This window comes from Deltaproteobacteria bacterium, assembly GCA_035063765.1.
GTDB lineage: Bacteria > Myxococcota_A > UBA9160 > UBA9160 > PR03 > CAADGG01.
Genome location: JAPSFT010000002.1, coordinates 81,212 through 94,054, shown reverse-complemented (window position 1 = coordinate 94,054; position 12,843 = coordinate 81,212). Strand labels below are relative to the sequence as shown.

Below are 12,843 nucleotides of genomic sequence, written 5' to 3'. Positions count from 1 at the left end.
CCTCCCCCGCTCGGCGCTTTCGGCCGGACGGCGGGCCGACTCGAGACGGGCTAGCGGAAGAGGGTCCGGGCCAGGGCCTGCCGGTACTCCTGGGTGAGCGGATGCTCCGGCCCCAGGGCGGTGAAGAGGTCGAGCATCGCGAGGCGGGCCGCGCCGTCCTCGTAGGCCGGATCGCGGCGCACCGCCTCGAGGAGGGTGCCCAGCGCCTCCTGGTGCCGGCCGCGGGCGGCCAGCAGCCGGCCGAGGGCCAGCCGGGGGGCCGGGGCTCCCGGATCGGCCTCGATCCGCCGGCGCAGCTCGTCCTCGTCGCCGCCCTCGCCCCCGACCCGGGTACGCAGCACGGCGGCGATCCGGTCGGCCTCCTCCGACCAGCGGGTCCCGGGGCCGATCCGCTCGAGCAGCGCGAGCGCCCCCTCGGCGTCGCCCGCCTCGCCGCGCAGCCGCCCGAGGCCGAGGAGCGCCCGCGCCTGGCGCGGGTCGAGGGCGAGCGCCTCCTGCCAGGCCGCCTCGGCGCCGGCGGGATCGCCCGCGGCCGCCCGCTCGTCGCCCGCAGCGGCCTTGCGGTCCGCCTCGCTCGGCAGGATCGACTCGACGAAGCGGCGCACCACGCTCTCGGGCTGGGCGCCCTCGAAGGCGCCCGCGAGCGCCCGCCCGCGGATCGCCTTCACGGCCGGGATGCTGCGGACCTGGAAGGCCTGCGCGAGGCCCGGGGCCTCGTCCACGTTGACGCGCGCGAGCACGAAGCCGCCCGCGTGCTCCTCGGCGAGCCGCTCGAGGATCGGCCCGAGCGTGCGGCAGGGCCCGCACCAGGGTGCCCAGAAGTCCACCACGACCGGCAACTCGTCCGAGCGCTCGAGCACCTCCCGCTCGAAGTCCGCATCGCCGACGTCCCGGATCCAGTCGCTCATCGTCCCGCCGCCCATCGTCCCGCGCTCGTCGCCCGGCGCCTGCAAGCCCCGGTGGGAGTCCGGGGCGAGCCAGAGAGTGCCGCACGAAGAGCGGAGAGGCCCGCGCGCCGGCTCGTGGTTCGCCCGGTCCTTCCGGAGGCACGTCCACGGCGTTCGCCACGCGAGGCGGCCCTAGCCCGGATTTCTCACCGACTGCCGGGTGAGCGTTGCAAGGGGGTTGTTGCGGGTGGTGGCGGCGGTCGTGAGGGGTATCGTGGCGGTGGGCGGGTGGGTGGCGAGCGCCTCGAAGGCGCGGCGGCCCGTACGGTGCTGCGTTTGCCGGCGCGCGGGCACACGTCGCCCTGTGCTGCCAAGTGGAGTTGGATCGAGGCGGACGGTCATCCGGGTCTCGTTGGCCATGGGCCCAGCGGATCGCGCGCTGACAGCAATGCTGTCAGCCTCGTGGTCGAGGTCTGCGCTGCGCTGCCCCCGGCGAAGTCGAGCCAGCTCCCGCCCCGGATGCCCCGGCACGAGCCGCCGCTCACGATCTGCTCGTTCCGCTCCCACGGACTCGCGCCAGAGCCGGCTGCAGCTACGACGCAGGGATCCGGGCGGACGGGACTCGAACCCGGAGGATGACGGCGAAGCATCGCTGGGGTTTCGTCACGGCGCGTCGTGGATCCCGTGTGGATCCAGCCGCTCCGGCTGCGCGACCCGGCGCCTGGAGCCGCCGTCCGCAGACTGCCGAAGGAAGGCGCGAGCGTGCGCGGGATCGAGCTATCTTCCCGGCCACCATGAACGAGATCCTCTTCCTCGTCGAGGAGGCGCCCGAGGGCGGCTTCACCGCGCGGGCGCTCGGCGCCGCCATCTTCACGGAAGCGGACACGCTGGAGGCGCTGCACGAGCGGGTTCGCGATGCCGTGCGGTGTCACTTCGAGGAGGCCACTGCACCCGCCCTGATCCGCCTGCACTTCGTCCGCGAGGAAGTGCTCCCGGCATGAGGCTGCCCCGGGACCTCTCGGGCCCGGCCCTCGCCCGCTCGCTACGGCGCCTCGGCTACGAGGTCACGCGACAGACGGGAGTCCCCTCCGCCTCACCACGCACACGGGTGGCGAGCACCACCTCACCATCCCGAACCACGACACGCTGCGCGTGGGCACCCTGGCCGCCGTCCTCGCCGAGGTCGCCCGGCACGCCGGCACGACGCGCGAAGCGATCGCGGAACAGCTCTTCGCGCAGCGCTGACCGAGCCCGCCGCCGCCCCCCGCGCGGCATCGGCCGCTGGCCCTTCAGCAGATCGGGAACTGCTCGACCCGCTCGAGCAGCCACTTCGCGAGGTCGTACCACTTGACGAGCAGCACCGGCGGATCGCTGGCGCGAGCCATGTGCGCGCTCCCCCCGAGGCGCGGGCCGCGCGGCTATGGCCGCGCGGCCCCGGACAAGGGTCCAAGGCCCAGAGATCAGAGGGTCCGCTTGCGGCGCTCCTGCCGCGCGGCCAGTCCCGCGAGTCCGATCATCACGAGCAGGCTCGTCCCGGGCTCGGGAACGAGACTCGCGACACGAAACCCGAGGCTGCCGCTCCCGAGGGGCGGGCTGGCGTGGTTCGGGGACGACGCGGCGAGGTTGCCGGCGTCGACGCTCCAGCCCCCGCCCCGGATGCCCCGGTCCGAGCCGCTCACGATCTGCTCGTTCCACTCCCAGACGTTCCCACCCTGGTCGAACGTCCCGTACGGGCTCGCCGAGCCCGTGTAGGCGCCCACGTCCGTCACGTTGGCAATGGCGTAGTAACAGTTCGCGGTGTTCGGCGTCGCCCCGGGCGCCGCGCACACCGTCTGCGTGTTCGTCCCGGCCGGGTAGTCGAAGTACGTCGCCGAGAGCCCGTCGTAGTACGCTGCCTTGTACCACTCGTTCTCGCTCGGCAGGAAGATGTTCGCGCCCAGGTTGCGCGTCACGGTGAGGCCATTGCTCGGCACCGGCGTCCCGCCGAGGAGCGTGTACGCGCCGGTCTCCGTGTCCGCGCTCCCCTGGCCGTTGTTCAGCCAGTTCGTGAAGCGCAGGCTGTCGTAGAACGACACCCAGTTCACCGGCTTGTCCGCGAAGCCGGGCTTCACCGCGTACGTGTAGCTGCCCGGGGAGCCGCTCCGGGTGATGCCGCCATAGGTCCCCGCCATGGCGGTGCTGTAGAGCGCCAGCGGATCCGACGCGGCCTTCGCGTTCAGGAACTCCGCATACTGCGCATTGGTGACCTCGTACTTCGAAATCTGGTACGAGTACGCGACCGAGCCGCAATTGGCTGCGTAACAGTTCGTGGCGGTGTCCGCGGCATTGCCCGGATCCCCCACCGTCACCCAGTCGATCGTCACCGCCGAGGCCGGAGTCGCGAGGAGCGCCACGCCAGCCAGCACGAAGAGCGAGCGCAAGAACGACACACGAGGCCGCATCTGCCAGTCCCCTTCCCAGGAGCGGCCGCGGGAGCGCGGCCGAGCGGTGTGCTTATACCCCTACCCCCCCTGGGGGGCAAGAGAAACCTGCGCAACGAACGCTTTTTCACGTAGCCCCCACGCGAACGGAAGCGCGCGACACACGTCCGAGCCTTCCGCGCCCCCAGCGAGCGGCTGGAGCTCGTGGAGGAACTCCGGGACCGCATCGCTGCCGGGTGTGAGCGCGAGCCGTTCCCGCTGGCGGTCCGACCGCGCGCCGAGGTCGATCTCGACGAGGCCTTCGGCTGGTACGAGGCGCAGCGACCTGGCCTCGGGGAGGCGTTCTTGCGCTCCGCGAGGGCGTGCTTCGCGCGCATGGCGCGGCATCCCGAAGCGCACCCCGAAGTGCAGAGGCGGGTGCGGCGAGCCTCGCTCCAGCGCTTCCCCTGCGGCGTCTTCTACGTCGTGAGGGAGGATCGGATCGACGGGCTGGCGGACGCGGCGAAATGGGGATCCGGTGCGGATCCAGGCCCCTTGATCCGCTCCGGAGATGATCGGCCAGAAACCATTCTGGTCCTCGGCGTATGACACCAACGCGATGCCAGTCAACCGCCGTTGCCCGCCTTCTAGGCGTTGGTCATCTCGCCTTGCTCGTGTCCAATACCTCGACGGTCGCCCCGAGCGCCGGATCCACGAAGTCCCCCGCGAGCTGCTCGCGTAGAGTGCGCTGCCTCCGGCCCACGAAGCCCCCGATGGCGTAGATCTTGCCGTCCGGCGTCGCCACGACCGCGTGGCCACGCCGCGCGTAGTTCATCGAGGGCCCGGTCTCCCAGGTATCGGTCACGGGGTCGTAGATCTCGACCACGGCCATCGGACGCGGGTGCGCATAGGAGGGGGCCCCGCCGACCACGTAGATCCGCCCGTCGGCGCCGAGGTCGGCGCCCATGGCCTGGCGCGGCGTGGGAAGCGACGCCCGCGCGCTCCAGGTGTTGGTCTTGGGGTCATACATCTCGACGGAGGCTAGGGAAGCGTTCGCCGCGGTGGCGTTCTCATCGGCGCGCCGGCGAAACGATTCGGCCGATTCTCCCTTCTCCTGCATCGTGCTCGGATCGGCTGCAGAGCCCCCGAAGACGAAGAGCCGGCCGCTTCGATCGATCGCAGCTGCATGAAGAAAGCGGGCCTCCCGCATAGGCGAGAGCTCCCGCCACGAGTTGTCACGAGCATTCCAGATCTCAACGGACTCATGTACACGGGGGCGGGCGGAAGCCCTCCGGTAGGGTCTGGCGAGGCCTCCAGTGATGTAGACGGTGCCGCGAGGAGACGTTGCAAGCGTGGGGGTATGACGGGACCAGCTCGGCCCGCTCGTCTTCCATGGCCACTCCCACGCTGGGACCCCCGGCTTCTTGCTGGGCGTCTTGAGCGCAACGTCGGGCGGACCCCAAGATCCCTTCCTGGGTTCGAATGGGACCCAGAGCCATCCGCCCGGCCACCGCGGCCGCCCCAATGGATCTGCTCGACCCATTGGAACCTCATGGGAAAGATCAGTCGTTGAAGTCACTTCCTCGAGAGAAATCTCTTCGTGTCTACGACCTTGCTCGTCGAACCATCCATGGCGAACCTGCCCCAGGGTCTTGAATTCCGGCTTGGGCAGTGCTGGGCCCCGAATCCAACTCTCGCGCTCCGGGTCGTAGATGACCAGAGAAGTGCCCGCGAGCCCGTGTCGATCCTCGCCATCCGCCCCCGTCACAGTGCCGCCGTAGACGTAGAGTCGCCCGTCGAGCCCAACACCGGCGAGATGAAAGCGTCGGGGTTCGGGCATTGGCGAGAGAGTTTGCCAAAGGTCACTGGAAGCCGAGGCGTGGGCTTCCAAGGACCCGAAGTACAAGATCAGGAGCAGCACTATGGACACGTATGGATCCGCTGAAGTTCATCAAGCTGTTCGACCTGCGCGGCGGTGGGAGCCGCTTGCGCTCGTCCCTCGGTCGAGCTGAGTGTACCGGTCGTGGCAACAAGGGTGAGAACCCGGCGTGCGTCGATCCCCGCCGCGGGTCGCTCCGCGAACCTAAGTCTTCCCTCTTCACGATCCTTGCCTCGGGAGTTCCCGTCGACAGGGAGGAGCGTGGTCGAATAGAGTTCAAGACTAGATGGGTCCGCTCCGGAGATGATCTGCCAGGAACCATTCTGGTCCTCGGCGTAAGAAACCAACGCGATGCCAGTCAAGCCGCCGTTAGCCGCCTTGTAGTCGAAGAAGAAGTCGGCCTCGATCAACCCGCGCTGAGTCAGCGTGGGGCAGTCGACAATCCGGACCCCAGGCGCCAGAGGCTGGTTCTCGACCAGGCCGGTTTCCCGAACCACCCAGTGGTCCTGCAGCACAGGCAGGATGTCCTCCCCCACGAAGGCCGTGATCCGCTGGTTGCCCTCCCCCTGCGCGGTCGCATCGGTGCCGGCCCGGAAGTGGTCGAACACTTGCTCGCTGGTGCGCCGACGGGTCAGGGCGGGCACCACTCGTCGATCGAAGGTGCTCTCACCATGGGCACTGGAGACCGGCACCACACTGTCGCTCTTCTGGAAGGGATCGACGAGATACCCGAGATCGAGATCAATGCCGTCTGCGAGGCGTCTGGTGGACTTCGTACCGGCGATGAGTGACGCCACCACGTGTGGGCTGCTGCGGCGGTCGTTGTTCAGCGCGCAAAGCGTCGGGTTGCCAGAGAGCGCGCACGGCACGGCATCGTCGTCGACGTAGTCCAGCAGATCGGCCGTACCAGGCGACCAGATGTTCAGGAGCGTCTCGATCGGAAGCCTGTAGGCAACCGACGACGCCACCGAGACCGCGAGCCGCAGCACCTGGAGTGCGCCGTGATGGGGTGACCCCATCGCGATCATCCGCTGGATGCGGCCTCGGCGGCCGCTGTCGCCGGGAATACTGATGGGTGGATCGGAATAGTAGGAACCCAGCTGGAAGCTCCGGTTCATGAGGCCGCCCATGCTGAAGCCGTAGGAATCGAAGGTCCGGAAGGCCTTGGGGTTGGTGAATGCACCCGGCGGTGCGAATGCATCGGTGACGAGCGGCTCTTCGGGCGTGCCCTCCGGAAACTGCTCGCGCAGGGCGCGGACGAGCCGTTGTCCGTTCTTGTCGATGCCGAGCCGCGAGTTGTAGGTGAGCCAGATCGGGCGATAGATCGCGTTCGTGCTCTCCACAAGGTCGCTCACGATCTGCCCATAGCGCGCCCCGTCAGGGCCCATGGGGTCCATGATGAGCGAGGCGTCGCGCAGGATCGCGAGTGGATCCCACCCGTGCGTCACGAGAAGTGGCCGCGAGTGGGTGTTGATGGCATAGAACGGAGCGCTGGGCTGCTGTTCGTTGAAGGGAGGGCGGTTGCTCAGATCGACGACTGCCACGGCCGGGTCGAACGACAGCGACCGGGCTACGCTGCTGACGATCAGGCGAAACGCATCGACCACGATGCCGCCGAGGTCGCCACCGGCCTGCGCGAGCAGCACCGGCCGCCGCGTCGTCTGGTACGCCACGACGTCCCGCCCCGTCTCCGTCTCTTCGAAGATCAACGCCGTAACGATGACGTTGTTGATGCGATCGACCGCGTGCAGGTACGGCACCATGCGCAGCGCCGTCCAGTCCGAGCCGGTGTGCAGATAGGGGAAGGCGCTCGCCTCCGCGGCGCTCGCGCCCGCGGCGAAGTCCTCGAAGTAGCGCGCCACCACGTAGACGGGCCCGGCAAGGAGCGGCTTGTCGCCGCCGCCCGGTGGCGCACCGATCAGGATCTCGATCTCGTCCGCGAGCGCGGTCACCGGCGGGAGGCCGAGCGCGGGGTCCGAGACCAGCGCCTCGCCCGGACCGGCCACGGGCGCCGGAGACTGGCGGATCGTGATGACGCCGTCGCCCGTGAGGCTGCCCGGTGGGATGTCGAGCCGCATGCGGCCGTCGGGCGTCTCGATCGAGCCGCCCTCTGCGGCTTCGATGAGGCCGCTGGCCTCGCTCGGATCGAAAGCCGTGCTCGCATCCAGGCGGAAGTCGAAGGTCGTGACGGTGGGCGTTGCGGCATCCACATCCGCATCGACGGGCGCAACCCGGCTCGCCGCCGGGTAACCGGCGGCCTCGATCGTGAGCCGCGCCAGGCCCGAGGCGACACCGGCGAATGCGTAGCTGCCGTCGGACGTGGAGGTCTCGCTGCGCCCGTCGGCGAGAGTGAGGACGGCCCCCGCGATCGGCGCGCTCGTCGCGGCGTCGAGCACGTGGCCAGCGAGGCCACCCACCTTCGGGCGCGGCGGGAGCACCGCGTCGAAGGTCGCGGTGGCCCCAGCGCTCACGGAGAAGCCCGTGCTCGCCTGCGGGAAGTGCTCGGGGCTGGTTGCCACGATCGTGTGCGCGCCGGCGGGCACGGCGAGCAGCCGATAGGTCCCGTCGCCGTCGGTCACGGCCGAGAGGAACGTGCTGCCCTCGATCCCCACCTCCGCGTACGCTACCGGCTCCCCGGTCGCGGCATCCGTCACGGTGCCCGCCACCTCGCCGAGGAGCGTCGGAGCCAAGCGGAAGTCGAGCGGGTCATCGCCGTTTGCGACGACGAGCGCGTCGAAACCCTGGGCCTCGTGGTCGGAGGCAGTCGCGGTCACGCGCACCACTGTCTCGGGCGGAAGGCCCTCGAGGATGAATCGACCGTCGGCGTCCGCGACTGTAGTCGCGCTCCCCGCCTGCAGCTCCGCACCGGCCAGCGGGCGGCCGGTCAGGGCGTCCACGACGGTGCCCTCGGCCTCTGTTCCGATCGTCAGCGAGCGTTCCGAGCTCTGCACGACGGGATAGGTGAGGTCGAGCTGCACGGGGTGGCCCGCAGCCCCCTGCGTCGCGGTGAACGTCACGAACTCCTCGAGGAAGGTCGGCTTTGCGAGGACGAGGCTCTGCGCCGTGCCCAGCGGAACGTCCATGAGCGTGAAGCGGCCCGCGCCGTCGCTCGTCGCCGTGCGCGAGGTGCCGAGCAGGCGCACAGTGACTCCCGGCTCGAGCTGGCCCGTGAGGCCGCTGCGAACCGTTCCGACGACGGTCACCGTGGTCCCGAGCGGCGAGAGCGTGGCATCGAGGGGCAGGACGACCGCAATCTCGTAGGGCGCGTCGAAGACGCGCGGGACGTAGCCATCCCGGCCCACGGTGATCGTGAAGGCGCCGATCGGTATGCCCCGCACGGCGAACGCGCCGGTGGCGTCGGTCGTGGCCGCGAGCGTGGCGCCCGTCGCGGTCACCGTGACGAGCGCGCCGGCAAGGGCCGCTCCCGTGGCTTCGTCCCGGATCGTGCCGCGCACGACGCTCGCCGCGGCACCGCCCGATACGCCGGACGCCACGAGCGGCACGTCGACCTCGATCGGAGCGGCCTCCTCGAAGGGAACCTCGAAGCTGCGCGTGACGAAGGCGTCCAGCGCCACGGTGACCGAGAAGGGGCCCGGCGGGATCGCCTCCACGAGGTACTTCCCGCTCGGCTCCGAGGTCGTCGTCAGGATCGTGCCGCCGCTGTCCACCGTGATCGCCGCCCCGCCGAGGCCTGCGCCCGTGTCCTCGTCGAAGACCCGGCCGCTCAGGCTGCTGCTTGCGAGCCCACCGCCGGCCCCCACCTCGAGTGCCGCGTCGAGAGTCCAGTCGACCGGGGCATCGAAGGGCACCTCGAACAACTGTGGCAGATAGCCCGCGCGTTCGAACGCCACGGTGAAGGGACCGGCCGGGATCGCCTCCACGACGTAGGCGCCGTCGAGATCGGTCGCGGTGACGAACTCCGTCGTGCCCGACGAAACCGTCACAGCGACCCCGGCAAGCGCCGATCCCGAGGTCCCGTCCGTGACGACGCCTTCCACGCGGCTGGTCGCGATGCCCGGCCCCGTGCCCGGGAGATCCTCGCTCGAAGTCCTCCAGGGAACGAGTGCGAAGTCGAGGCTCGTCACGCCTTGAGCAGCGATTGTCGCGGTGGCGGCACGGAACCCCTCCCGTTCGACCGTGATCTCGATGTCTCCAGCCTCGACCTCGGCTCGATACCGGCCTTCGGCGTCCGTGGCGACGATGAGCGTGATGCCGCTGACCGAGACTCGGACGAGCGCGCCGGCGACCGGCGCTCCCGTACGCAGATCCTCCACGACACCCGTGACCACAGCGCCGGCGGAGGCCGTCGAGTGCAACTCGAAGAGCAAGACCTGTGCTGCTCCGTCCGGGCCGTGGTAGGCGATCCGCATCTCGTTGCTGCCGGGTACAAGGGGAACGTCGGTGAAGGTCGCGCTCCCAGGGCCGAAGCCGACACCATCGAAGGCGGCGAGCCGGCGCCCGCCGGCGTACCAGGCATCGATGGTCACGTCGGTGAGAGCCTCCAAATGGATCGTAGTTCGCGACTCGGGAAGCGATGCCCCGTCGACGGGAGTAACGAGCGACACCGCTGAGAGGGCCCGCTCGAGCGTGAAGGTCTCCGTCGTCTCGTTCCCCGCCCTGTCTCGGAGCCGGAGGGTCAGCGGGTTGACACCCTCTGCAAGCGGGAAGCTCGGAAGATCGAACCGGTAGACGAAGGAGCGGAGCAGCACGTCGCTGAGCGAGCCGTCGAAGACGGCCGTGCCGCGGCGTCTCCCGCCCGGCCCCTCCAGCTCGACCGAGACCGGCTCGTCGACGAAGCCGACGAGGTCCGACGAATCGGCGACCGTCCGCGCCCCGTCGGGCGGCAGGACGAAGTGCAGGGAGGGCGGCTGGAAGTCGCCTTCGACCGTGATCGCTGCCGTCTGGCCGTACGGCGCCGCGATCGCCTCGATGCGGTTCGGGCCGGACCGCAGCGGTACGCTCGCGACGAAGCTGACCCCGTCCGGCTGCGGCGTCGCCGCGACGCCGTTGACCTGGACGTGGCTCGTACCGAGCGGCGCCTGCACCGTGACCGGCACGCTCGGCGTGTTGCGCACGGCGCCGTCGCCTGGGCTCGTGATCCGGATCGCTTCGGGCGACCCGAGCCGAAAGAGCGCGAACTCGAAGCTGCTGGGACCATTCCCGTCGTCGACGACGAGCGTTATGACGTTCGGGCCTGGCGCCAGCGAGACGGAGATCGCCTGCTCGGCGAGGCCCGCAGCGAAGGCCCGGCCATCCGCGACTCCGTTCACCGAGACGAGGGTGAGCGGGACCGCAAAATCGAGGCTCACGGCGAGCGTCGAGCCCACGACGGTCTGCCCATCGCGCAGCGACGCGAGTGAGACCAGTCGTCCGCTCGTGTCGACCGTGAAGCAGGTGAGATCCCCTTCGCTGTTGCCGGCCGCGTCGAGCGCGGTCACCGTGACGCACTGTCGCCCTTCGTCGACGGCGAGATCGCTCAGCACGAACCGTCCGTTCACGACCGGGACCGAGCCCGAGCCGATCACGCCGATCTCGTCGTTGAAAAGGAAGTAGCGGGCTCGACCGAACAGGTGTACGTCATCCGACGCAGTGCCGGAGATCGTGACCGCATTGGCGCGAACGACCGACCCGGAGACGGGCTTGGCGATCTCGACGGCGGGAAGGCCGGTCTCGATGCGGATCGGCAAGGCGCCCACGGCGCCCGTGTCGGTTTCGACTCGCACCACGACCTCACCGGGGGTAGGCATGGTCTCCGGTTCGAACGAGAAGTCGAGCTCGGCGTAGTACCGTGCGTCGAAGCCGACGGGCAGGATGTCCGGGATCAACGTCGGATCGAGCTGGCCGAACTGGAAGACGAAGTCGTCAGGCAGCAGCTCGATCGGCTCCAGCAGAATCTGGTCGTCGACCTGCTCGTCGTTCTGGAAGACCGTGAGAGAGCCGGGATCCTCCGTGAATGCGAATACGTGTCCGTCGCCATAGGTATGCTGGATCCGGTCTATCGCAGGCGTGAACTCTTCCGGTGGGAACCCGAGGAAGCCGAGCGTCTCTCCGAACTGCTCGACAGTCTCTGCGATGAGAGGGATCGGCTCGCCATCGCCGAGGAAGGGGTATCTCTCCTCCCGAACGAACACCAGCCGGACGACTCCTGCGGCGCCATCCTCGCGCGTGACCCGCGCCGTGTCCTCTCCACCCGCTCCGTAGACGTCGATGGCGCGCGCCGTGAGCAGATTGGAACCCAGGTCGAGCGGGACGTCGCGCGCGACGAAGCGTCCGGCATGCCCCACGGCGGCAACGCGCCCATTCACGTCCACAAGGGCCGCTGGATCGTCGACGAAGCCCTCGACGTCGGTCTGCGGGAAGCGAACCACGCTGCCGTCCGCAGGCGTCGTGATGACCACACGAGGCGGCGCGTTGTACGTGACGACCGTCTCCGCCTGCGCCGAATCCGCACCGCGCGTTGCGACTGCGACGAGCGTGTTCTCGCCCTCGACGAGTGCGACGCCCGGCGCCACGTACCGATTCCCAGTCACGATCGCGGTCGCACCGCCGACAGCGACCGCGGCGGCTCCGTCGCTCACCCAACCCGCCACGGCAACCAAGGGAGAGGAGACGAGCGCACCGCTCGGCGGCGAATCGATCGTGATCGAGAGCGGCGGTGCGGCCTCCGTCCGAGTGCCCGCGACGGATGCGCTGGCCGTGCCGAAGGTGTTCGAGGCCGTCGCGGCGATCGTGTTGGTTCCGACGGAGAGGGGAACCGTCGCGGAGAAAGTCCCGGCCGCGACCGAGGCTGGCACGGATCCCACAACGACCGTCAGGGGCTCACTCCCGCTGACCTGCCCCGTCACGACGATCTCGGCCTCGGCCGTCGTGAACCCTGAGGGAGGAGCTGTGATCGAGATGGTTGGCGGAGCGCCGCGCTCGACCGAGGTCGCGTCCGACCCGCTGTGGCCGGCGGCGTCAGTCGCCACGGCTGAGATGGGGTTTCCGCCCATCTCGAGCGGAACCTCGGCGGCGAAGGCCCCGTTGGCAAGGGGAGCGGCGACCCCGTTCAGCGTGAAGCTCGTGATCAGGCCCGCGTCCACGACCGTCCCCGTGACGGTCACCGTCGCGGCTGCTGTGAGCGTCCCATCTGGCGGGCTCGTGATCGTGACGACGGGCGGCGTCGTGTCGACCGTGATCGCAACCGCGTCGCTCGCGCTGCCGGAGGCGTTCGTCGCCGAGGCGGTGAGCGTGTGGGCGCCGTCGAGAAGGGCCAGGGTGACGCCAAAGCTCGGGCCAGAGAGCGTGGCGGCGATGCCGTTGACGGCTACGGCCACCGGTGCCGTGCCCGTGAAGCTGCCCGAGACCGGAACCTCGCTGGCGGCGAGAAGCGCCCCGTCGGTCGGCGCCGCGATCGCGACTGTGGGCGCCTGGCCCGCGGGCGGCTGGCTCGCGGCGATGCCGATCTTCGCCGACCCCTCCGGGCCGCTCGTCCCCTGGATCCGCACGCCGAGGCGCCAGCCCTGGGTGGTGGCGTCGGCGAGGCTCGCGGCCGTGAGACCCGGCGCCGTGAGGCGAAACGAGGCGGCCTCGATCGCCCCGCCGCCGCTCCCCGCCTGTCCGAAGCGCGCGCCCCAGTCCCAGGTCTTGACCGGCGACATCACGTTGCCGCCGCCCACCTTCCAGACCTGGTTCGGTG

At 70.0% G+C, this 12,843-nt stretch carries 6 protein-coding genes and 1 pseudogene; 3 read left to right on the top strand and 4 right to left on the bottom strand.

What is annotated here, in order from left to right:
* Positions 1-50: 50 nt before the first annotated feature.
* Positions 51-908 (bottom strand): tetratricopeptide repeat protein, encoded by an 858-nt coding sequence (locus OZ948_01690; protein MEB2343433.1) that lies wholly within the window; start codon positions 906-908, stop codon positions 51-53.
* 773 nt (positions 909-1,681) lie between these two features.
* Here OZ948_01690 and OZ948_01685 point away from each other — a divergent pair.
* Both OZ948_01685 and OZ948_01680 read left to right on the top strand, forming a co-directional pair.
* A complete protein-coding gene (locus tag OZ948_01685) occupies positions 1,682-1,888 on the top strand; it encodes a 2-oxoisovalerate dehydrogenase (protein MEB2343432.1) in 207 nt (68 codons plus the stop codon).
* Positions 1,885-2,132: pseudogene (locus OZ948_01680) on the top strand (type II toxin-antitoxin system HicA family toxin). The gene OZ948_01685 and the pseudogene OZ948_01680 overlap by 4 nt, the downstream one beginning before the upstream one ends.
* A 215-nt stretch (positions 2,133-2,347) precedes the next feature.
* Here the strand turns inward: OZ948_01680 and OZ948_01675 are convergent.
* Positions 2,348-3,316: an SUMF1/EgtB/PvdO family nonheme iron enzyme gene (locus OZ948_01675; protein ID MEB2343431.1), complete on the bottom strand. Its 969-nt coding sequence runs from the start codon at positions 3,314-3,316 to the stop codon at positions 2,348-2,350.
* A gap of 195 nt (positions 3,317-3,511) precedes the next feature.
* Between OZ948_01675 and OZ948_01670 the strand changes: the two genes are divergently transcribed.
* Positions 3,512-3,895 (top strand): type II toxin-antitoxin system RelE/ParE family toxin, encoded by a 384-nt coding sequence (locus tag OZ948_01670; GenBank protein ID MEB2343430.1) that lies wholly within the window; start codon positions 3,512-3,514, stop codon positions 3,893-3,895.
* Positions 3,896-3,944: 49 nt separating this feature from the next.
* Here the strand turns inward: OZ948_01670 and OZ948_01665 are convergent, their stop codons facing one another.
* On the bottom strand, positions 3,945-4,316 hold the full coding sequence (locus OZ948_01665; protein MEB2343429.1) for a kelch repeat-containing protein: 372 nt from the start codon (positions 4,314-4,316) through the stop codon (positions 3,945-3,947).
* 890 nt (positions 4,317-5,206) lie between these two features.
* Positions 5,207-12,823, bottom strand: a complete 7,617-nt coding sequence (locus OZ948_01660) for a carboxypeptidase regulatory-like domain-containing protein (protein MEB2343428.1) — start codon at positions 12,821-12,823, stop codon at positions 5,207-5,209.
* Positions 12,824-12,843: the final 20 nt, after the last annotated feature.